This is a genomic window from Curtobacterium sp. MCLR17_059 (assembly GCF_003234665.1).
Taxonomy (GTDB): Bacteria; Actinomycetota; Actinomycetes; order Actinomycetales; family Microbacteriaceae; genus Curtobacterium; species Curtobacterium flaccumfaciens.
The window spans coordinates 121,349-140,985 of sequence record NZ_QKSU01000005.1; the positions used below are offsets into that span (position 1 = coordinate 121,349).

Annotated in this window: 22 protein-coding genes; 12 read left to right on the plus strand and 10 right to left on the minus strand. The window is 72.6% G+C overall.

Annotated elements, in window-relative coordinates; all coding sequences use genetic code 11:
- Window positions 1–25: 25 nt before the first annotated feature.
- Window positions 26–460 carry an acyl-CoA thioesterase gene (locus DEJ12_RS09030; protein WP_017886352.1) on the minus strand — a complete coding sequence of 145 codons (435 nt, stop codon included), beginning with the start codon at window positions 458–460 and terminating at the stop codon, window positions 26–28.
- Window positions 461–542: 82 nt separating this feature from the next.
- Window positions 543–1,139 carry a nitroreductase family protein gene (locus DEJ12_RS09035; protein WP_027464865.1) on the minus strand — a complete coding sequence of 199 codons (597 nt, stop codon included), beginning with the start codon at window positions 1,137–1,139 and terminating at the stop codon, window positions 543–545.
- Between the two features lie 84 nt (window positions 1,140–1,223).
- On the opposite strand from DEJ12_RS09035, the gene DEJ12_RS09040 reads away from it, so the two are divergent.
- Window positions 1,224–2,147 (plus strand): AEC family transporter, encoded by a 924-nt coding sequence (locus DEJ12_RS09040; RefSeq protein ID WP_111029741.1) that lies wholly within the window; start codon window positions 1,224–1,226, stop codon window positions 2,145–2,147.
- Window positions 2,148–2,430: 283 nt separating this feature from the next.
- Here DEJ12_RS09040 and DEJ12_RS17995 read toward each other — a convergent pair whose 3' ends face one another.
- Window positions 2,431–2,580: a hypothetical protein gene (locus DEJ12_RS17995; RefSeq protein WP_181433171.1), complete on the minus strand. Its 150-nt coding sequence runs from the start codon at window positions 2,578–2,580 to the stop codon at window positions 2,431–2,433.
- Here DEJ12_RS17995 and DEJ12_RS09045 point away from each other — a divergent pair.
- Window positions 2,579–2,926: an aldehyde dehydrogenase gene (locus DEJ12_RS09045; RefSeq protein WP_232536581.1), complete on the plus strand. Its 348-nt coding sequence runs from the start codon at window positions 2,579–2,581 to the stop codon at window positions 2,924–2,926. The two genes, DEJ12_RS17995 and DEJ12_RS09045, sit on opposite strands and share 2 nt — an antisense overlap.
- Window positions 2,927–2,959: 33 nt before the next feature.
- Here DEJ12_RS09045 and DEJ12_RS09050 read toward each other — a convergent pair whose 3' ends face one another.
- Both DEJ12_RS09050 and DEJ12_RS09055 read right to left on the minus strand, forming a co-directional pair.
- On the minus strand, window positions 2,960–3,208 hold the full coding sequence (locus DEJ12_RS09050; RefSeq protein WP_027464862.1) for a hypothetical protein: 249 nt from the start codon (window positions 3,206–3,208) through the stop codon (window positions 2,960–2,962).
- Between the two features lie 146 nt (window positions 3,209–3,354).
- Entirely contained in the window at window positions 3,355–4,191 is an 837-nt protein-coding gene (locus DEJ12_RS09055) for an exodeoxyribonuclease III (protein WP_110864246.1), read from the minus strand.
- Window positions 4,192–4,331: 140 nt separating this feature from the next.
- On the opposite strand from DEJ12_RS09055, the gene DEJ12_RS09060 reads away from it, so the two are divergent.
- From DEJ12_RS09060 to DEJ12_RS09080, 6 genes are read left to right on the plus strand one after another with little or no spacing between them, the layout of a single operon-like run.
- The gene (locus tag DEJ12_RS09060) at window positions 4,332–4,826 is read left to right on the plus strand and encodes an Asp23/Gls24 family envelope stress response protein (RefSeq protein ID WP_110858766.1); all 495 of its coding nucleotides are present in this window, start codon (window positions 4,332–4,334) and stop codon (window positions 4,824–4,826) included.
- On the plus strand, window positions 4,823–5,014 hold the full coding sequence (locus tag DEJ12_RS09065) for a DUF2273 domain-containing protein (RefSeq protein ID WP_027464859.1): 192 nt from the start codon (window positions 4,823–4,825) through the stop codon (window positions 5,012–5,014). The genes DEJ12_RS09060 and DEJ12_RS09065 overlap by 4 nt, the downstream gene beginning before the upstream one ends.
- Window positions 5,011–5,382 carry a hypothetical protein gene (locus DEJ12_RS18000; protein WP_181433166.1) on the plus strand — a complete coding sequence of 124 codons (372 nt, stop codon included), beginning with the start codon at window positions 5,011–5,013 and terminating at the stop codon, window positions 5,380–5,382. Before DEJ12_RS09065 ends, DEJ12_RS18000 begins: the two co-directional genes overlap by 4 nt.
- Window positions 5,379–6,032, plus strand: coding sequence for a hypothetical protein (locus DEJ12_RS18005; RefSeq protein WP_181433167.1), 654 nt, complete (start codon window positions 5,379–5,381; stop codon window positions 6,030–6,032). The genes DEJ12_RS18000 and DEJ12_RS18005 overlap by 4 nt, the downstream gene beginning before the upstream one ends.
- On the plus strand, window positions 6,029–6,631 hold the full coding sequence (locus DEJ12_RS09075; protein ID WP_111029743.1) for a hypothetical protein: 603 nt from the start codon (window positions 6,029–6,031) through the stop codon (window positions 6,629–6,631). The genes DEJ12_RS18005 and DEJ12_RS09075 overlap by 4 nt, the downstream gene beginning before the upstream one ends.
- An 8-nt stretch (window positions 6,632–6,639) precedes the next feature.
- Window positions 6,640–7,458: an aminoglycoside 3'-phosphotransferase gene (locus tag DEJ12_RS09080; RefSeq protein WP_111029744.1), complete on the plus strand. Its 819-nt coding sequence runs from the start codon at window positions 6,640–6,642 to the stop codon at window positions 7,456–7,458.
- Here the strand turns inward: DEJ12_RS09080 and DEJ12_RS09085 are convergent.
- Entirely contained in the window at window positions 7,455–8,807 is a 1,353-nt protein-coding gene (locus tag DEJ12_RS09085; RefSeq protein ID WP_111029745.1) for a M23 family metallopeptidase, read from the minus strand. The two genes, DEJ12_RS09080 and DEJ12_RS09085, sit on opposite strands and share 4 nt — an antisense overlap.
- 74 nt (window positions 8,808–8,881) lie before the next feature.
- Window positions 8,882–10,549, minus strand: a complete 1,668-nt coding sequence (locus tag DEJ12_RS09090) for a hypothetical protein (RefSeq protein WP_146245597.1) — start codon at window positions 10,547–10,549, stop codon at window positions 8,882–8,884.
- A 96-nt stretch (window positions 10,550–10,645) separates the two neighbouring features.
- Here DEJ12_RS09090 and pyrE point away from each other — a divergent pair, with 96 nt between their 5' ends.
- Window positions 10,646–11,197 carry an orotate phosphoribosyltransferase gene (gene pyrE, locus DEJ12_RS09095; protein ID WP_071404348.1) on the plus strand — a complete coding sequence of 184 codons (552 nt, stop codon included), beginning with the start codon at window positions 10,646–10,648 and terminating at the stop codon, window positions 11,195–11,197.
- Entirely contained in the window at window positions 11,194–13,521 is a 2,328-nt protein-coding gene (locus tag DEJ12_RS09100; RefSeq protein WP_146245598.1) for a septum formation family protein, read from the plus strand. The genes pyrE and DEJ12_RS09100 overlap by 4 nt, the downstream gene beginning before the upstream one ends.
- 172 nt (window positions 13,522–13,693) lie before the next feature.
- Here the strand turns inward: DEJ12_RS09100 and DEJ12_RS09105 are convergent, their stop codons facing one another.
- Window positions 13,694–14,647, minus strand: a complete 954-nt coding sequence (locus DEJ12_RS09105) for an aldo/keto reductase (protein WP_111029748.1) — start codon at window positions 14,645–14,647, stop codon at window positions 13,694–13,696.
- Window positions 14,648–14,755: 108 nt separating this feature from the next.
- Here DEJ12_RS09105 and DEJ12_RS09110 point away from each other — a divergent pair, with 108 nt between their 5' ends.
- Window positions 14,756–15,400, plus strand: coding sequence for a HEAT repeat domain-containing protein (locus tag DEJ12_RS09110; protein WP_111029749.1), 645 nt, complete (start codon window positions 14,756–14,758; stop codon window positions 15,398–15,400).
- Window positions 15,401–15,816: 416 nt separating this feature from the next.
- On the opposite strand, the gene DEJ12_RS09115 is transcribed toward DEJ12_RS09110, so the two are convergent.
- Entirely contained in the window at window positions 15,817–16,506 is a 690-nt protein-coding gene (locus DEJ12_RS09115) for a metal-dependent transcriptional regulator (protein ID WP_027464846.1), read from the minus strand.
- Between the two features lie 37 nt (window positions 16,507–16,543).
- Here DEJ12_RS09115 and DEJ12_RS09120 point away from each other — a divergent pair, with 37 nt between their 5' ends.
- Window positions 16,544–17,434, plus strand: coding sequence for a CPBP family intramembrane glutamic endopeptidase (locus DEJ12_RS09120; RefSeq protein WP_181433168.1), 891 nt, complete (start codon window positions 16,544–16,546; stop codon window positions 17,432–17,434).
- Between the two features lie 185 nt (window positions 17,435–17,619).
- Here the strand turns inward: DEJ12_RS09120 and DEJ12_RS09125 are convergent, their stop codons facing one another.
- Complete coding sequence (locus tag DEJ12_RS09125; protein WP_258370621.1) at window positions 17,620–19,596, minus strand: alkaline phosphatase family protein; 1,977 nt, start codon at window positions 19,594–19,596, stop codon at window positions 17,620–17,622.
- Window positions 19,597–19,637: the final 41 nt, after the last annotated feature.

The following is a 19,637-nucleotide window of genomic DNA, read 5'->3' on the forward strand; positions in this document are numbered from 1 at the left end:
CCGGTGCTGCGCGAAGTCTGCGGGGTCACGCGCGGTGCGTGGCGGGGACCCGGTCGCGCGCGTAGGTGATGTCCGTGTAGCCGTGCGGGGCCGGGTTGCCGTCCTCGTCGAGGTTCACGAACACGACCTCGTCGATCGTCAGGATGCTGCGGTGCGTGAAGAGGTTGCGCGCCTCGGCCCGCATGGTCAGCGACGTGCGGCCGAACCGGGTGGCGACGAGGCCGATCTCGACGATGTCGCCCTCCTTCGCCGAGGACAGGAAGTTGATCTCCGACATGTACTTCGTGACGACCTTGCCGTTGCCGAGCTGGATGATCGCGTAGACCGCGGCTTCCTCGTCGATCCAGCGGAGCAGGCTGCCGCCGAACAGGGTGCCGTTGGCGTTGAGGTCTTCCGGTCGCACCCACTTCCGGGTGTAGAAGTTCATCTCCGGCGGGGCGTCGTCCTGGTGCTGATCCATGTCACGTCATGGTACGCCGACGGCCGCGCCCCCGCAGGGACGCGGCCGTCGTGGCGATCGCGGGCGGCGGTGCCGCCGGAGCTCACTCCTTGACGAGGACGACCTCGTCGAGGGGGATGCGGGTGCGCGGGGCGACCTCGCGCTCGGCGGCCTTGTCGTCGAGCTGCGACGGGTGCGCGACGGTGCCGACGGCCGTGACGGTGTACGGCAGGAAGCGCTCGGGCAGGTCGAACGCGGCACGGAGCCCGGCGGCGTCGATGCCCGCCATCTGGTGCACGTGCAGGCCCTCGGCGTGCGCCTGCACGGTGAGGGCGGCGAGCGACTGGCCGAGGTCGTACTGCGCGAAGGGGCGCTCCTCGCCGTCGGCGGTCACGGTCTCGAGCACGCCGACGACGAGGGCGCTGGCGCGGAAGGCCCAGGCGGCGTTGAAGCCGAGCAGGTTCTCGTTGATCTTCCGGAACGTCTCGGTGCCGCGGCGGCCGGCGATGAAGCGGCGGGGCTGGAAGTTCATGGCCGAGGGTGCCCAGCGAGCGGCCTCGAGGACGGCGTCGAGCTGGTCGTCCGAGATCGTCGCGGTCTCGTCGTAGGAGCGGGGGCTCCAGCGCTCCTCGAGCAGCGGCACGAGCGGCTGGCTGGAGTCGGTGGACCGGGTGAGGGTGTCGGCGTTCGTCGAGGTCATGATGCGCTCAACGGTATTCGATGCGTACGCATTTCCGACCTGAGTGACGTCACATCCCCGCCGGCAGGTGCCAGGATGGACGGGATGGGTGGCGTGTTGACCGGCTTCGCGATCATCGGCGCGATCATCGCCGGTGGGTACGTCGTCGGACGCATCGGCCTGCTGGGCCCGCACGCGCAGTTCGTGATGAGTCGGCTCGCGTTCTTCGTGCTGATGCCGTGCCTGCTGTTCCACACCATCGCGACCGCCGACATCGCGTCGCTGCTGTCCTCGATGCTCTGGGTCTCGCTGCTGAGTGCCGCCGTGGTCGCCCTCGGTGCCGCCGCCGTGTTCCGCTTCGTGCTGCGCCGCCCCGTCACCACGACCACCGTCGGCGCCCTGGCGTCGAGCTACGTGAACGCGAACAACATCGGGCTGCCGGTGGCCGTGTACGTCCTCGGCCAGGCGACCGCGGTCGTGCCCGTGATCCTGCTGCAGCTCGTCGTGATGGCCCCGATCGCGTTGACGATCCTCGACGCGGCGACCGCGGGTGGCGGCGGATGGGGGCGGCGGCTCGCGGGGCCGTTCCGGAACCCGATCATCATCGCCTCGCTCGTCGGGCTGGTGTGCTCGGCGACCGGGATCACGCTGCCCGACCCGGTGCTCGAGCCGTTCTCGCTCGTCGGCGCGGCCGCGGTGCCCGTCGTGCTGCTGTCGTTCGGGATGAGCCTGCACGGTGCGACCCCGCTGCGGGACCCGGCGATCCGGACCGACGTCATCGTGGCGTCGTCGATCAAGCTCGTGGTGATGCCGGCCGTGGCGTTCGTGTTCGCCCGGTTCGTGTTCGGGCTCGGCGACCAGGAGGTCTTCGTGCTCACCACCCTCGGCGCCCTGCCGGCGGCGCAGAACGTCTTCAACTACGCGCAGCGGTACGGGGCCGCGGTCCCGGTCGCGCGCGACGTCGTGCTCATCTCGACGCTCGGTTCGGTGCCCGTGCTCGTCGCGATCGCCGCCCTGCTGCACCCGTAGCGCGCCCTGGACGCGCGACGCCGGCGTGTGGCCGCCCGGAAGACGCCGTCGTGTTGTCGAGACGCCTCGATGTCGCCGAGACGCCGCCGCATTCGGCGGCGTCTCGCGCTCTTGCGGGCGTCCTGCGGACACGCCGGCGTCTTCCGCGCCGTGGACGCGCCGCGGGGCGGACGGGAGGCCCGTGGCGGGGGTGCACCGGGCCTCCCGTCCGGCTGTGGTGGCGACCACCGCGGATGGTGAGCAGGAACGGTCGGGTGGCGGTCGCGGACCCGACCATTCCTGCTCACGAAGCGCGGACGGCACGCGCGTACCCTGGCGGGCACGCGGGGCGGACCGCCTCGTGACCGATGACCACGACGAGGAGACCGGCGATGGACACGATGGCGATGATGAAGAACATGTCGATGACGGACATGCCCATGGAGATGGACATGGACATGATGCAGGACACGATGATGGCGATGAACGCCGCGTCGATGGCGGCGACGATGTGCTCCGCGGCCGACATGCGGATGGGCGGCGAGATGGCCACCTGCGCCGCGATGTGCTCGAACACGGCGATGCTCGCCGACACCGGCATGCGGATGATGATGCGTCCGATGGGGATGGACACCGCCGCGATGCAGGCGATGCTCATGGCCGTCGTCGCGATGGGCACCGCGTGTGCCGCCGAGTGCCGCCAGCACCAGGACATGGACGAGTCGTGCCGCTACTGCGCCATGGCCTGCGACGAGATGGTGTCGAAGTGCCAGGCGATGCTCGACTCGATGGCGGCCTGACCCGCTCCGTGCGCGCTCCCCGACGCGTGCGCGCTACGCGACGCGTGCGGTGGTCTGTCGACCGCCGGCGCTGAGGATCTCTGCAACCGGGTGGTGGGCGACCGGCTCGCCGACCGACAGGACGCCGTCGGCGTCCGCCACCCGCAGCTGCGTGATGCTCCCGTCGAGGAACAGCACCACGGCGTCGGCTGCGCGGGTCTCGACGACGATGCCGTCGCGCCACGCACCGGGGGCCGCGGTCGCCATGAGGCGCTGGATGGGAAGGATCGTCGTGCGGGACATGGCTTCACCTGCTCTCGAAGGGGTTCGGTGCAGGAAACCTACGTCGGCGTGACGGACGGCTCAATCACGGCGGACGCCGGGCGTAACAGAGCCGGACGGACGCCGATCCCGGGCCGGGCCGGGCCGGGCCGGTGAGCCGACTCCGATCAGAAGATCATCGGGCGGTCGTCGTCGAGCGACGTGTCCAGGTCGAGGTCGACCACCACGGGGACGTGGTCGCTCGGGGCGTCGCCCTTGCGCTCGTTCCGGTGGATCGAGGCGTCGGTGACGACGTCCGCGAAGGCCTGCGAACCGAGGACGAAGTCGATGCGCATGCCCTCGTTGCGCGGGAACCGCAGCTGCTTGTAGTCCCAGTAGGTGTAGCCGTCGGGCACGATCGGGCGCACGACGTCCTGCAGGCCCCGCGCCTCGAACTCGCGGAACGCTGCCCGCTCGGGTTCGCTGACGTGGGTGGACCCCTCGAAGACCCGCATGTCCCAGACGTCCTGGTCGAGCGGTGCGACGTTCCAGTCGCCCATCAGCGCGAGCGGGGTCTCCGGCGACGCCTCGATCCACTCCGAGGTGCGGTCGGCCAGCTGGGCGAGCCAGTCGAGCTTGTACGTGTAGTGCGGATCGCCGAGCTCGCGGCCGTTCGGCACGTAGAGGCTCCAGAGCCGCACGCCGTCGACCGTGACGCCGATCGCGCGGGCCTCGACCGGCAGGTCCGGCCCCTCGTGGCCCTTCAGGAAGCCGGGCTGGCCGGGGAAGTCGCGGGTGACGTCCTCCATCGGCAGCCGGCTGGCGAACGCGACGCCGTTCCACTGGTTCAGGCCGTGCGCCTCGACGTGGTACCCCGCGGCCTCGAACTGCTCGACCGGGAACTGCTCCGGCTTGCACTTGATCTCCTGCATGCCGAGGACGTCGACGTCCTCACGCACCAGCCAGTCGACGATCCGACCCACTCGGGTGCGGACGGAGTTCACGTTCCAGGTCGCCACGCGCATGGAACAAGAACCTACCGGTGCCGACTGACGACGAGGTCGGCGAGACCAGCGGCATGGTCGGGCGGGACGTGCGCCGCCTGTGCGGCGTACGGCACGATGGTGTTCGCTGGAGGCCAGCAATCGACCGCACGGAGGCAGCAATGGCATCGACGACCAACCGCGTCGACGGGACCACGACCGGGGCCACGCTCGGGACCGGGGCCGGGAGCACCCAGCCCGCCGGCACCACCACGACGCAGGTCACCGCCAAGGGCAGGACCATCATCGACGACACGGTCGTCGCGAAGGTCGCGGGCATCGCCGCCCGCGACGTCCCCGGCGTCTTCGCGCTCGGCGGCAACGCCTCGCGGGCGTTCGGCGCCATCCGCGACGCCATCGGCTCGAGCGCGCTCGGCCAGGGCGTCCGCGTCGAGGTCGGTGAGACCCAGGTGGCCGTCGACCTGACCATCGTCGTGGACTACCCGACGCCGATGATGGAGGTCGCCTCCGCGGTCCGTGCCGCCGTCACGAACGCCGTCACCGAACTCGTCGGCCTCGAGGTCACCGAGGTCAACATCGCCATCAACGACGTGAACATCCCGGCGCTCAACGGCGTCGCGGACGAGCTCGACACCCGGGACGGTCGGGTCCGGTGAACGCCACCGTCGTCGGGATGGGCACCGGCGCCCTGCTCGCGATCGTCGCCGTGACGCTCGGGTTCTGGGCGTTCGTCGTCGTCGCCGTCTGCATGGCGGTCGGTGCACTGGTCGCCCGCATCGTCACGGGTGACGTCGACTTCCGGCGCCTGCTCGACGTGCTGCGCGGACGCCGGAGCTCGTCGTGAGCGACGCCGCCGTCGCCACGGCCGGCGACAGCGGCGTCCGGCTCCGCGGCTCCGACCGCATCGGTACGTCCGCGTTGGTGCACACCGCCCAGGCGGTCGCCGCCGAAGCGCTGCGCGTTGCCTTCCGGGAGGTCCGTGCCCGGGTCGCGGACGACGGCCGCGGCGCGCTGGCGGTCGAGATCACCGCCCCGCTCGCCCTGCCGGTGCTGGGCTCGCACGCACTCCCCGACGAACCCGTCGTCGCCGCGGCGCACCGGGCTCGCGGCACGATCGCCGAGCGCTTCCGGACCATCACAGGCCGACAGGTCGCCCGCGTGACCGTGACCTTCGCCTCGTCGGTCGTGGACACCCCGCGGAGGGTCCGGTGACCGCCGCGACAGCCGTCGACCCCGCCGGCGGCAACCCCGATCCGGTCGTCCCCGCCGGCCCGTCGCACGACGACCACCTCGCCACCCACCGCCGCCTGCTGCGCCGCGAGACCCACGTCTCCCGCTCCGGCGCAGTCGTCGTCGCGATGCTCATCGCCATGGTGCTCGCCGCCGCCGCGGTCTTCGCCGGCGCACTCGTCCTGCTCGACCAGAACGTGCTCGGTGTCGACCCCCGTGCCGTGATCGACGCCGCGCTCGCCGCGCCGGACGGCCTCGACACCACCATCGTGATCGGCATCGGCGCCGTCGTGGCCCTGATCGGCCTCGTGCTCCTGCTGCAGGGGATCCTGCCCCAGCGCCGTCCGCGGCACGTGATGTCGTCCGACCGGCTCGCAGTCGTCGTCGACGACGAGGTCCTGGCCTCCGCCGCGGCCCGAGCCGCCCGTTCCGCGACCCGTCTGGGCGCCGACGCCGCCGTGGGCACCGTCGGTCGCCGCACGGTCGACGTCGTGCTCCGTCCCGCAGCCGGGGTGGACGTCCCCGCGGTCGCCGCGACCGAGGCCGTGGAGCGGGAGTTCGCCGCGATCGACGCGCAGCCGACGCTGGCCGCGCGGGTCCGGGTGCAGCCGACCGGGCGGGTGGACGGATGAACGCCACGAACCGCGGGCTCGGCCGGACGGCGCTCGTCGTGCTCGGGCTCGTCCTGCTCGTCGCCGGGGTCGCCGCGATCCTGGTGCAGACCGCGCAGGGCCTGCCCCTCGTCGCATCGTGGTGGCGCACGGTCGGCGATGCCCTCGCCGGACTCGGCACCGGGGCGTCGCGTGACGACTCGGTGTTCGCGTGGACCTGCGTGCTCGGCGGTGGCGTCGTGCTCGGCGTGCTCGCACTCGTCGTGCTGACGACGCTCGGCGGTGGCCGCGAGAGCACCGTCGTGGACAGCGACGGTTCGGCCGACGGCGTCGCCGGCTCCGTGCGCATCGAGTCCACGGCCGTGCAGCACGCGCTCTCCTCGGCCATCGGCGACATGCCCCAGGTCGGCTCGCTCGCCGTCGACGTCTACCGGGTCCGTGGTGGCCGGGCGATCCGGGTGCGGGTCCGTCCGCGCCGGGGTGCCGCGCCGCGCGAGATCACCGAACGGGTCGAGGCCGTCGTCGCGGACCTGGACGCCCTGCTCGGCGAACGCCTGCCGGTGCTGCTCGAGATCGCCCGTGGTGGGTCGGGGTCGTCCCGCCCGGACCGCGTGCACTGAGCGTCACCGTGGTGCGCTCGATCGGTGGGCTGCCCCGGCCGGGCGAGACCGTCCCGGTGCCGCGCATCGTCACCGAAGTCGCGCGAGGGCGTGAGGTCGCCCTCGTCTGGCACAACCAGATCGGCGGGACGACGTTCCGCATCGGGCCGGACGCGCACGCCGAGGAGTTCGTGAAGGTGCTGCCGCAGGCCTACGGATCGTGGATCAGCGGCGAGGCCGCGCGGCTGACGTGGGCGTCCCGGTACGCCCGGGTGCCCGAAGTGCTCGACCACGGCGCTGACGACGACGGCGTCTGGCTGCACACCCGTGCCGTGCACGGGTGGAGCGCCGTCGACCCGCGCTGGCACGACGAACCCCGGACCGCGGTGGTCGCGGTGGGCGAGGGCCTGCGCGCGCTGCACGACACCCTGCCCGTCGACGACTGCCCGTTCACGTGGTCCACGGCGGACCGGCTCGATCGCGCGCGTGGGACGAGCGCCGACGCTGCCGCCGACGCCGAGCGCGGCCCGGGCGGTCTCGGTCCGGAGCCGACGAGTGACCGGATCGTCGTCTGTCACGGCGACCCGTGCACGCCGAACACGCTCATCGGTGCGGATCGGCGGTGGAGCGGGCACGTCGACCTGGACGCGATGGGGGTCGCGGACCGCTGGGCCGACATCGCGGTGGCGACGATGGCCCTCGGCTGGAACTACGGACCCGGGTGGGAGCCGCTGTTCCACCGGGCGTACGGGCTGCCGGACGACCCGGAGCGCACCGCCTGGTACCGGGCGCTGTGGAACGCCGGCGACGACGGGATCGACGAGCCGGAGCCGGAACCGATCGGCTAGAAGGCGACCCCGCGAGCGCCCATGAAGGGCACCGGGTCGGTGGTGGCGCCGTTGATGTGCACCTCGACGTGGCTGTGGCAGCCGGTCGACGCCCCGGTGGAGCCGACGAGCGCGATGAGCTGCCCCGCGGAGACCTGCTGGCCGGTGGCGACCCGGAAGCCGCCGTCGACGATGTGGCCGTACGCGGTCTGCACGCCGCCGCCGTGGTTGATGCGGACGTAGTTGCCGTAGCCGCCGTACCAGCCGACGTAGTCGACGGTGCCGGCCGAGGCCGCGACGATGGGCGTGTAGCAGCCGCTCGCCAGGTCGGTGCCCTCGTGCATGGTGACGACGCCGGTGATCGGGTGGACGCGGTACCCGTAGGGGCTGATCACGTAGCCGCTGGCCGGGCGGACCCAGCCGGTCCCGGAGCCCGCGCCGACGGAACCGCCGCCGCCCGAGCCGCTGCTGCCGGTCGCGCCGCCGCCTGACGGAGCGCCCCCGCCGGAGTTCGCGGCGGCCTGTGCGGCGGCTGCTCGCTGCGCGGCGGCTGCGCGCTCTGCGGCTTCGCGTGCGGCCTTCTCCTCCGCCGCCTTGCGGACGCGCTCACCCTTGGCGAACTCGGCTTCGGTCCGGACGCGGCCGGAGGTCAGGGTCGCGAGCTGGGCGTCGAGTCGGGCCTTGTTCGACTGCTGCTCGTCGTAGGCGGCCTGCACGGCGTCGGACGCCGCCTGGGCTTCCTGCATGCGGTCTTCGGCTTCGGCAGCGAGGTCGCCCAGCGCTTCGGCGGCGCGGTCGGCCTGTGCCTCGAGCGAGCTGGCGACGGCGGCGTCGGCGCTCGCGGCGGCCTGCACACGCTCGGCCTGCTCGGAGAGCTTGCTCAGTGCACCGAGGTTGTACAGCAGATCACTGGCGTCTTCGCCCTGGGTGATCACCGAGGTGGTGACGTCGGCGCCACCGGAGCGGGACATCTGCGCGGCGAACTGCCCGGCCTGCGCGGCGCTCTGGTCGGCGACCTTCGCGTGGTCCTTCGCGTCGGCGCGGAGCTGCTGTTCCTTCTCGGCCGCGGTCTGGGCCTTGCGCTGTGCCTTGTAGAACACGTCGCCGAGCTTCTGCGCCTTCGCCTCGGCAGCCTCGACCTTGGCGTCGAGTTCGCTGATGATGCCCCGGATCTCGGTGATCTGCCCCTGCTTGGCGGATTCCTTGCCGCGGGCGGACTTCACCTCGTCCCACGTGGGGTAGGTCACCGCCTGGGCGGCCGGAGCGTCGGCGATGACCGTGCCGACGAGGCCCGCGAGTGCCAGGCCGGTGACGGCGAGGCGCAGGCGCACGGGGACACGGTGGGCGCGGGGGCTGGTGGGACGAGACATCGAGCACGAGCCTATACATCCGTACAGCGAGCATCGGACGGCAACGCGCCGCTGTGGACAACTTCAGCAGTGGATCAGAAGCCGCGGTCGCGACGGATGACGTCGGCGCTCCCGACGACGTCGCGCCGCAGGATCGCCTGCCCGGCGGTGCCGGCGTAGTCGTAGACGTCGAACCCGGTGCAGTGGGTGATCGTCGCCGGGGGGCCGAGGGAGTCCTCGACCGCGGTGGTCCAGAGGTCGTGCGACCCGACCACCACGAAGCTCGGGTCGGCGTCGCGGTAGGCGCCGAGGTCGACGAGCCACGGGTACGTCTCGAAGGTGTCGCGGACCTGCAGCAGCCCGACGTTCGTCGACGCGTAGGTGGCGAGGGGTCGGACCGTCCAGAACTGCCCGACGCCGGTGACCTGGCGTCCGTCGGCCCAGCGGTCCAGGCACGCGGCCGCCGGGTACCGCGCGGTCGACACGGCGTGGGCGGTGCCGGGGGCCACGGCGATCCCGGTCGCGAGGACGGCGGCCATCGCGACCGCCACCCCCGCCCGGACCCCGCGGTGCGGGCGGTGCACGCGGGTGCGACGGACCGCGGTGCGGGTGAGCTCGGCCACGGCGACGAGCGCGAGCAGCGGTGCCGTCACGATCGGCTGCAGGTAGCGCGGGGTCTCGGACCCGGCGACGACGACCCCGACGGACACGGCGACGACGGTCACCAGCGGCAGCAGCGTCGCGACCAGCACGGTGCGTGCGGTGCGGACCCGCCAGGCCCAGACCGTGCCGCCGACGGTGACGAGCACCCCGGCGAACAGCAGCAGGAGCCCGAGGTCGCCCGGTGCCGTGCCCGCCCGGTCGTCGGTCAGCGCCGCGAAGAACCGCAGGGTCTCCCCGGCCCGTGACGGCTGCACGTACGTCGCCGGGTCGAGGGAGACGAACGGTCGCAACGGGATCCGCACCAGGTACCCGACGACCGATCCGACCGTGACGGCACCGGCGAGCAGCGCAGCGGGGCGCCACGGCACCCGCCCTGCCAGCACCAGGAGCCCGAGGGTGACGACGACGGGAGCGGCGGACCAGGGCACGTACAGCGGGTTCGACGCGGTCGTGCACGCGGCGACGAGTCCGAGCACCACGAGCAGGGGCACCGACGCCCGGCCGAGGCGCACCGCCCGCAGCACGAGCACCGCGGTGCCGAGCACCGCCAGCACGGCGCCGTAGTAGTAGGTCGTCGTGAGCAGCAGGGACGCCAGCTCGAGCGAGGTCGCGGTCGCCGACGACTCGGTGAGCACCAGCAGCGTGACGAGGCCGAGCGCCCCCGCCGACACCGCGATCCGCGCGGGTCGCCCGGCGGACGGCATCAGTTCGTTCGCGGCTGCCCGCACCAGCGCGTAGACCGCGAGCAGCACGAGCACCCCGTTCAGCGCCAGGGCCTGCTGCGGGGTCCCGGTCACCAGCGAGCAGAACAGGTACACGGGCAGCTCGGGGAAGAAGAACAGTGCGGGCGACATCGCCCACTCGAAGGGCTGGACGGCCTGCAGCGAGCGCTCGACGAGCGGCAGCAGCACCGAGTCCCCGTCGTACCAGAGCAACGCCACCCGCTCGGTCGCGACGACGTGGCGGAGGGCGATGACGGCCAGGGCCAGCGCGACCAGCCCGCCCAGGGCCTCCCGTCCGATCGTGACGGCCACCCCACCGGTCCGGCGGCCGCCGGACGGAGCCGGCTCCACGGCGGGGAGACGCGGTGCTCGGGACATGCCCCGGAGCGTACCGAGGCCGCCTCGGTGCCGGTACGCACGGACCCACAGGCTGGGGGAGCGCGTTGCGGGCCCGACCGACTACCCTTGTGCGCTGTGACCGACGCGCGCGAACAGTTGATCCAGTACATCTCCTCCGAAGCGGTGTTCCACGGCGACTTCACCCTGACCAGCGGGAAGAAGGCGACGTACTACATCGACCTGCGGAAGGTCAGCCTGGACCACCGCGTCGCGCCGCTGATCGGCCAGGTCATGACCGAGCTCGTGCAGCAGGTGCCGGACGTCTCCGCCGTCGGTGGCCTGACCATGGGCGCCGACCCGATCGCCAGCGCCGTCCTGCACCAGGCCGCAGCCCAGGGCCTGACCTACGACGCCTTCGTCGTCCGCAAGGAGCCGAAGGACCACGGCCGCGGCAAGCAGGTCGAGGGACCGGACCTCAAGGGCAAGCGCGTCGTCGTGCTCGAGGACACCTCCACCACCGGCGGCTCGCCGCTCAAGGCGGCCGAGGCGCTCGAGCGCGAGGGCGCGATCATCGCCGCCGTCGCGGTCGTCGTCGACCGGGACACCGGTGCCAAGGAGACGATCGAGGCGGCTGGCTACCCGTACTTCGCGGCCATCGGGTTGGCTGATCTGGGGCTGACCGCGTGACCGAGGAGCGTCCGGACGACGCACGCGAACCCGACGGCACCGCCGGCCCGGCAGACGGGGACGACGGCCTGGAGGCTCGGCGTGCGTCCGGATCGGACGCTCCGTTCCACGGTCTCCGTAGCGCTGCGGACATCTTCGGGGCTCCGCGCGGCGAGGAGGACTGGCCGTCGCGGCGGGAGCGTCGCGAGGCCGAGCGCACCGCCCGCGAGACGGGCGCGCCGCTGCCGGAGCCGTTCGTGGCCGAGGGGGAGGCGGAGGGCGCCGAGGCTGCTGCTGCTCCTGCTCCTGCTCCTGCTCCTGCTCCTGCTCCTGCTGTTCCTGCTCCTGCCGCGTCTGCGCCGGCCGCTTCGGCGCCGGCGCTCGACGACGGCGCGACCCAGGCCATCTCGATGCCGCCCGAGCTGCTCGCACCCTCCGAGAACCCCGACGCCGTCGTCGAGCACGAGCGCTCCACACTGCACGACCGGATCCCGGCCGCCGCCGACGTCGCGCCGGACTCCACCGCGCCGCACCCGTCGTCGATCGTGTTGCCGACGGCGCAGACCCACCGCGACGAACGAGCTGCCGCGTCGAAGGCCATCGAGGACGAGCGTCGCCGCGTCGACCCGTTCGGCGAGGGCCGCGCAGACGTCGACTGGCTCGGCCGTGCGACCGGGAACCACCCGGAGTCCGTGGCGCCCGCTGCTCCCGCTGCTCCCGCTGCCCCGCAGCCCCTCGGCGTCGAGAACGTGCTGCCGCCGACCGAGGAACCGCCGACCTTCACCGATCTGCTGCGCATCACCAGCACCGGGCCGGTCCCCACGCAGACGGGCGCGCACGACCGGCCGTTCGACTGGGCGCTCGGTGACGACGAGCCCGGCGAGGTCCCGGCGACGCTGACCACCGACTCGTTCGACACCACCGCGCTGTCCGCCGGGTCCTGGTCGCTCGCCGACGAGTTGGACGACGAGGACGAGGTCGTCGCCGGCGAGGTCGACACCCCGGCCTCCGGGCTGCCGCAGGCACCGCGGACCTACCCGGTGCCGCCGGCGGTCCCCGTGCAGCCGGTGGTTCCCCCGGCGGTCCCGGCTGCTGGTGCTGGTGCTGGTGCTGGTGCCGCTGCCACTGGTGCGCCGTCGGAGGCGACCGAGGCCGTGGACGTGCCCCGTGAGCCCGCCGGAGGCGACGTGCCGGACGCGACCGAGGGCCTCCAGGCCGATGCCCCGACCACCGCGATGCCGGCGGCCGGGACGCCCTGGTGGTCCGAGCCCGACGCGACCGTGCCGCCGACCGCCGCGCCGCCGCTCGTGGAGCCCGCTGCGGGTGCCCAGGAGTACCCGGCGCACCTGCCGCCGTCGGTGGGGCAGGACCTCGACGCCGTGCTCGGCCTGCGTGGGAACGACACCGGTCCGCAGCCGGAGTCCCTTCCCGCTGCGGCGCCGGACGACCTGGACCAGTCCGAGTGGGACGGCCGCGAGACCAGTGACACGAGTGCCATCAAGGACCTGTTCGGCACCGAGGCCGTCGGGCAGCTCGGCGGGACCGGCTACGACCCGGAGGACACCGGGACGCGGATGATGCCGGCGGCTGCCGTGCCAGCGGCTGCTGCCGCTCCTGCTGCTGTCCCCGCGCCCGCTGCTGCCGGCCGGCCGGCCGGCAGTCCGGACCGGCAGCCCGGCGATCGCGACAACTTCATCAACGAGGGCTTCGCGCGGCTGCGGAACGAGGGCAAGCGCGGCAAGCAGCTGCTGATCTACGGGTCGATCGCGCTGATCCTCGTGCTCATCGTGCTGGTGTTCCTGCTGTCGAAGTGGATCCTCGGCAACAACATCGCCGACCAGGCCGTGCCGACGAAGTCGCCGGTGGCTGCCTCGTCGGCGCCGGCGACACCGAGCGCTGCGCCGTCGGCGTCGGCCTCGCAGCCGGGTGACGCCGCAGCACCGGCCGCCACGCTGCAGTTCGCCACGACCCCGGCCCTGCCCGGCGAGCACCCGTGGACCGACCTGGCCGGCGGGGAGTGCCTGTCGCCGTTCACGAACGCGTGGTCGCAGACCTTCACGGTGGTGGACTGCGCGACGCCGCACATCGGGCAGCTGACCGCACGGCTCGCGGTCGAGGGCGACACCTACCCCGGTGCCGAGGCCCTGGCGACCCAGGCGGCCGACCAGTGCCAGTCCGACACGGCGCTGAACGCCTCGGCCGCCGCAGCTGTGGGGGACGTGCAGGTGCAGGGTTCCTACGCGCCGGACCAGGCGACGTGGGACCAGGGTGACCGGTTCATCGCGTGCTTCGTGACGCGGTCGTCGGGGCAGCCGCTGACCGGGTCGTTGGCGCCGGGGGCGTAGGGGCGGTCGGCGCGGGTCGCACGCGTTCTGCGACGATCCACCCCGTGATCGACTGGTGGTCTGTCGGAACATGCACACGCAGCGACTGCGTGCGCAACGAACGACATCCCACCCGTCGAACGACGAGTGGGATGTCGGAACATGTACGCGCATCGGCTGAGATGCGCCGGCGTCAGGCGCTCGCGGGCACCTTCGCCGACACGTCGGACAGGGTCTGCAGCTCGTCGGCGGTGAGCTCGAGCTCTGCCGAGGCCAGCAGCGCCGGCAGCTGCTCGGTGTTCCGGGCGCTCGCGATCGGCGCGACGACGTCGGGCTGCGCCTGCAGCCAGGCGAGTGCGACGGTGGCGATCTCGGAACCGTGGGCATCGGCGATCGAGGACAGCGCGTCCACGACGGCGAGCCCCTCGTCGGTGAAGTAGCCGGACACCTGGCCCTCGCGGTCCTTGCCCGCGAAGTCGTCCTTCGAGCGGTACTTGCCGGTCAGGAACCCCGCGGCGAGCGAGAAGTACGGCACGACGCCGAGTCCGTGCTCGTGCGCGAGCGGTGCGATCTCGGCCTCGTACGGCTGGCGGGTGACCAGGTTGTAGTGCGGCTGGATGGCGACGGGCTGGGCGAGGCCGTTCTCCGTCGCGATGCGGATCCACTCCGCGGCGCGGTCCTTCGAGTAGTTCGAGATCGCGGTGTAGCGGACCAGGCCGTCCTGCACGAGCTGGTCGAAGGCGCGGACGGTCTCCTCGAGCGGGGTCGACTGGTCGTCGAAGTGCGCGTAGTACAGGTCGATCCGGTCGGTGCCGAGGCGCTCGAGGCTCGCGCGGGCAGCGGCGGCGACGGTGTCCGCGGCGAGGCCCTGGAACTCCGGGTGCTGCGAGCCCTTCGTGGCGATGACGACGTCGTCCCGCTTGCCCGAGGCGCGCAGCCACGAACCGATGACCCGCTCGGACTCGCCGCCCGAGTTGCCCGGCGCCCAGGCCGAGTAGACGTCCGCGGTGTCGATGAAGTCGCCACCGGCCGCGGTGTAGGCGTCGAGGACCTGGTGGGAGGTCGACTCGTCCGCCGTCCACCCGAAGACGTTGCCGCCGAGGGCGAGGGGGAACACGTGCAGGTCACTGGTACCGATGCGGGGCATGCGGAGGTCCTTTCGTGGTCGGAGGTGCGGTGGGAGCGAACCGCACGTCTCCCGACGCTATGCCCCGATGCTTGACACGGCCCCGGCGCGAGGGGCTTCGATGGACGGATGACCACGCTCACCGATGCCCTCGCCGATCCGCGATCCTCCGCCCGGCTGCAGGCCGTGATGGCCGCGGGGACCACCCCGGACCCCGCGGACCTCGAGGTGCTCGTCGCGCAGTGCGCCGTCGAGCCGGACTTCTTCGTCCGCGACATGCTGACGTGGGCGCTCACCCGGCACCCCGCCGACGAGGTCGTCGCCCGCGTCCTGCCCGAGCTCGAGCGCCCCGAGCCCCAGGCCCGCAGCCAGGCGCTCCACACCCTGTCGAAGATCGGCGACCCGGACGCGTGGCCCGCGGTACGCCCGCTGCTCGAGGACCACGACGACGAGGTGCTCCGCGCCGCCTGGCGCACGGCCGTCGCACTGGTGCCGGACGACGAGCGGGCGTCGCTCGCGCGGACCCTCGCCGTGCAGCTCGGCATCGGCGACCGCGAACGTCGGCTCAGCCTGTCGCGTGCCCTGGTGGGACTCGGCGAGGACACCGTCGGACCGGTCCTCGCCGCGGCCGCCGACCGGGGGACCGAGGCCGTCCGGGAGCACGTGCGCGAGACCGAACGCCTGCTGCACGACGACGGCGTCGCCTCCGAGTACGCGCTCGAACGGGCTCGGCGCGAGGTCGCCCTCGGCCGGACGCGCTCCGTGAAGGGCTAGGGCCGGCGGACGTGCCCGGTCGGGCGCGCCGAGTGGTCGAGAACCGTCGGCGTCGCGGTGGTGGGGCGGGCGCGTCGCGCGGTCACGACACCCCGTGGGCGGGGTGCCGAGTGGTCGCGGACCGTCGGTTGCGGGGCTGCCGGGCGACAGGTGGTGACCGCTCGGCGGACGTGAGCGGGGTGTTGTGACCGGTGGGGCCATCGGACGGGAGGCGCGTGGCGGCCGCGCACCGGGCCTCCCGTCCGTCGCCACGCGCGTTCGCGGGCCGCAGTGCGGTCACGACGCCCCGTGCGTTGGGTGCCGAGTGGTCGCGAACCGTCGGTTGCGGGGCTGCCGGGCGACAGAAGGTGACCGCTCGGCGGACGTGAGCGGGGTGTCGTGACCAGCCGACCTTCCCGCCCGCGCACGCCGCGCGGTCAGTCGCCGTCGGGTGCGAGCCAGATGGAGGACGCGGCGGCGGCCGGCAGGTCGACGAGGGACTCCGAGCCGTCGGTCGCCCGCCGCGACACCGCGATGACGCCGGCGTAGTCCCGCACCCGCTCGACCCGCAGGTGCGTGCCCAGCCCCACCCCGAGCTCGTCGAAGTACCGCAGCAGTGAGGGGTCGTCGTCCGAGACCCGGTCGACGGTGCCGCACGCTCCCGGCTCGATCGCGCCGAGCAGGGTGCCGGGGGAGTCCGGCACGATGCCGTCCGCTCCGGGGATCGGGTCGCCGTGGGGGTCGTGCGTCGGGTGGCCGAGGTCGGCGTCGACCCGGTCGAGGAACTGCTCGGACACGGCGTGCTCCAGGGCCTCGGCCTCGGTGTGGACCTCGTCCCACGAGTAGCCGAGCCGCTCCACCAGGAACGTCTCGATCAGCCGGTGTCGCCGGACCATCGCCACCGCGACCTGCTGCCCGAGTGGGGTGAGCACGACGCCGTAGTACGGGGTGTGCTCGATCAGGCCGTCGCGGTCGAGCTTCTTGAGGTTGCCCGACACCGTCGACGCCGACACCTTCAGCGACGCCGCGATGTCCCGCGTCGCCAAGCCGGGCCCGCCGCGCTCGCTGGCCTTCCAGATGAGCTTGACGTAGTCCTCTGCCATGGTGGACAGGGATGGCAGGCGCATACCGCCAATCGTACGACCCGCCTGGTACAACCAGCAGATGACCACCACCGCCCCCGTCCGAGCCCGCCGCCGTCGCTGGCCGGTGCCCCCGTCGCTGCTGCTCGGGCTCGCGCCGATCGTGGTGTTCGCGGCGATCAGCGCCTGGCGGTCTCGGCCGAGTGACGACTACGCGACCCTCGGGCAGACCGTCGACAGCGTCGTGCACGCCCTGGTCATCCCCGAGGGCATCGCCGTCGTGGCACTCGCCCTGTTCGTCACGGCGCTCGGCTGGTGGCGGATCGCCACGGTCGACCCGGTCCGGACGCGGCTGCGGTGGACGATGCTCGCGCCGATCCTCGTGCTCGTGGTGTGCGTCGTCCGGCTGCCCCTGATCGACTGGACGGCGCTGCCGGCGCACTACTTCCTGCTGCTCGCCGTCGGGGTGCTGTTCGTCGGGGTCTTCGAGGAGCTCATGGCCCGCGGGACCCTGCTCGTCGGGCTGCGGCGGCGCCTGCCGGAGATGGGGGTCTGGGCCCTGTCGTGCGCGCTGTTCGGGCTGCTGCACCTGCTCAACGCGCTCGCCGGAGCCGGGATCGGGCCGACGCTCATCCAGGTCGTGTTCGCGGCGTCGTTCGGGTCGACGCTGTACGTTGCGCGTCGGCTGACCGGGTCGCTGCTCGCCCCAGTGCTGCTGCACGCCTTCTGGGATTTCGGGTCCATCGGGTTCTCGGCGACCGCGGACACGGGCGACTTCGGCAAGCTGACCCTGCTCGGTCTGATCGGGCTGTTCTCGTTCGGGGTGCTCGCGTTCGGCATCGTGGCCGGCGGGATCATCGCCTGGTACGACGACCGACCCCGTCGGCTCGCGAAGCGGTGGCGGACGGTACCGCCCATGGGGGTGGTCGTGGTGCCGGGAGGCGAGCCGCGCCTCCGGGCCGACGTGGTCTGAGGGACCGGACGCGACGGCCGCTGCACTGGCGGACGCTGAGCCGACCGGCGCGTGGCGACCCCGCGCGGACGCGACGGTGCCCCGGAGCGCAGCACGCTCCGGGGCACCGTTCGGTCGCGTCGGTCGACGCGACGCGACGTGTCGGTCGGCTCGGCGTGTCGTGTCAGTCGACCCGACGCTCCGTGTCAGTCGGCCCGACGCCGGAGCTGTCGACGGCGCACGACGACCAGCGCGATGCCGGCCATCAGGAACACGATCGCGGCGATCGTGACCCCGGTGAGCTGCACGCCGGTGAAGGCCAGGCGCGTCGCGGACGGATCGTTCGCGGACGGATCGGCAGCGACGGTCTGCCCCGCGGCCCCGGCTCCTGCTGCGGCGCTCGAGGCAGTCGCGGCCCCGCTGCCCGTGCCGGCGCCCGTGCCTGCCGTTCCTGCTGTTCCTGCCGCTCCACCGGAACCGGTGCTCGCGCCCGTGCCGCTGCCGCCGGTCCCCGTGTGCGGCTTCGTCGTGGGCTTCGGGGTCGGCTTCGGCTTCGGCGTGACGGCCGTGGACACGATCCGCGAGACCGCACCGCTCTTCGTGTTCAGGAGCACCTCGCGGTGCTGCGGGTGCGTGAAGTCGAACATGCTCCGGATGGACCCGGCCCGAGCGTCGAACGACTGGTCGCCGATCCGGCCCGTCGACCAGTTGTCCTCGATGAACTTCGTGGTCGACGTCTGCTCGATGGCGGTGTGGTCGACGTGGTTCTGCTTGGCGAACGGCGAGATCACCAGGTACGGCAGCCGCTGCGAGGGACCACAGCGGTCGAGGTACCCGCCGGCGACACCGACCTTGGTCGCGGCCGTGGTGCAGACCGTGGTGTCGTTCGAGGAGTCCGTCGACCCGTTCAGGATCGTGGGCGCGAGGTGGTCGTACCAGCCGTCGGAGTCGTCGTAGTTGATGACGATGGCCGTGCTCGACCACTCCGGCGACCGCTCGATCTCGTTGATCTTCGACGTCAGGAACTTCTGCTCGTCAAGCGGGTCGGAGTACGCGGCGTGGCCGTCCTGGGCCTCGGGCGCCTTGAGGAAGGACACGGCGGGCATCCGGTGCTCGGCGAGCGCGGTGTCGAACGCCGACAAGTCGTACTGGTGGTTCGCACGGTCGGTGGAGCCGATCATGCGGTCGCTCGTCGGTGCGAGGTGGTGCGGGTTCGAGGTCGACGCGTAGTACGCGAACGGGTTGTGGTGCGGCGAGTAGTCGTTGCTGACCGACCCGCCCACGTTCGTCGTGGTGGCGTCGCACTTGGCGAGGGTGCCGCTGCCCGCGTAGGCCGTCGTCGGGGTGAAGCCGCCCTGGAACCAGCCCCAGGTGACGCCCTTCGCGTTGAGCAGGTCGCCGATGTTCTTGCCCGACATCTTGACCAGGTTCGACGTCGACGTGTGGTCCTTGTCGGAGCAGTCGTCGAAGGCGGGGTCAGGGTCGGCGGTGACGGTGCCCTGGCCGGCGGCGTCCTTCGCGACGACGGCGGTCGAGGTCGGCACCGTGGCACCGGTGACCGAGTCGACGCCCGTGCCGCCGTGGGTGTTCCCGCTGATCAGGTTGAGTGCCCCGGGGGTCGAGGGGCCGAAGCCGGTGTCCCAGGCGTTGTCGCTCATCGCGTAGTTCTGGGCGTAGTTCCACAGCCCGGTGGTGGTGTTGCCGTCGTAGTAGTCCATCGTCAGACCCGGCGACCCGTACAGGCCGGTGCAGGTGTCCACCGAGGTGCTCTCGACGAACTTGTCCATGGCACCCCCGTCGACGGCCTTCTGCTCGGGCAGGTAGTTGTGGTTCTGGTCGCACGTGAGCGCCTGGGCGGGCGTCAGCCGTGACGGGGCGTAGGCGTTCGGGTTCTTCGTCAGGGTGCCGGAGGACGCGAGCGTGTTCACCTTCGGGGTGCTCCGCGCCGCGGTGAAGCGGGTGCCGTCGGTGTTCGCGGCCTTCGGGTAGGTGCCGAAGTAGTGGTCGAACGACACGTTCTCGTCGTACATGACGACGACGTGCTTGATCGGGGTGGTGGTCTTCAGGGAGTTGTCCGCGGCGGACGCCGACTGCGGGATGGCGAGGGCCGTCCCGGCGACGGCCGCCAGGGCCATGATGGCGAGCGCGCCCTGTTGGACGCGTCGTTCGGAAGGTCGGAACACGTGGAACCTCTCACTGGTCGGGACGGTGGGGTGGTGGGGGA

Coding starts and splice junctions, on each gene's coding strand:
- DEJ12_RS09030 (WP_017886352.1), bottom strand. CDS start 460: ATGGATCAGCACCAGGACGACGCCCCGCCGGAGATGAACTTCTACACC.
- DEJ12_RS09035 (WP_027464865.1), bottom strand. CDS start 1,139: ATGACCTCGACGAACGCCGACACCCTCACCCGGTCCACCGACTCCAGC.
- DEJ12_RS09040 (WP_111029741.1), top strand. CDS start 1,224: ATGGGTGGCGTGTTGACCGGCTTCGCGATCATCGGCGCGATCATCGCC.
- DEJ12_RS09045 (WP_232536581.1), top strand. CDS start 2,579: ATGGACATGATGCAGGACACGATGATGGCGATGAACGCCGCGTCGATG.
- DEJ12_RS17995 (WP_181433171.1), bottom strand. CDS start 2,580: ATGTCCATCTCCATGGGCATGTCCGTCATCGACATGTTCTTCATCATC.
- DEJ12_RS09050 (WP_027464862.1), bottom strand. CDS start 3,208: ATGTCCCGCACGACGATCCTTCCCATCCAGCGCCTCATGGCGACCGCG.
- DEJ12_RS09055 (WP_110864246.1), bottom strand. CDS start 4,191: ATGCGCGTGGCGACCTGGAACGTGAACTCCGTCCGCACCCGAGTGGGT.
- DEJ12_RS09060 (WP_110858766.1), top strand. CDS start 4,332: ATGGCATCGACGACCAACCGCGTCGACGGGACCACGACCGGGGCCACG.
- DEJ12_RS09075 (WP_111029743.1), top strand. CDS start 6,029: ATGAACGCCACGAACCGCGGGCTCGGCCGGACGGCGCTCGTCGTGCTC.
- DEJ12_RS09085 (WP_111029745.1), bottom strand. CDS start 8,807: ATGTCTCGTCCCACCAGCCCCCGCGCCCACCGTGTCCCCGTGCGCCTG.
- DEJ12_RS09090 (WP_146245597.1), bottom strand. CDS start 10,549: ATGTCCCGAGCACCGCGTCTCCCCGCCGTGGAGCCGGCTCCGTCCGGC.
- DEJ12_RS09105 (WP_111029748.1), bottom strand. CDS start 14,647: ATGCCCCGCATCGGTACCAGTGACCTGCACGTGTTCCCCCTCGCCCTC.
- DEJ12_RS09110 (WP_111029749.1), top strand. CDS start 14,756: ATGACCACGCTCACCGATGCCCTCGCCGATCCGCGATCCTCCGCCCGG.
- DEJ12_RS09115 (WP_027464846.1), bottom strand. CDS start 16,506: ATGCGCCTGCCATCCCTGTCCACCATGGCAGAGGACTACGTCAAGCTC.
- DEJ12_RS09120 (WP_181433168.1), top strand. CDS start 16,544: ATGACCACCACCGCCCCCGTCCGAGCCCGCCGCCGTCGCTGGCCGGTG.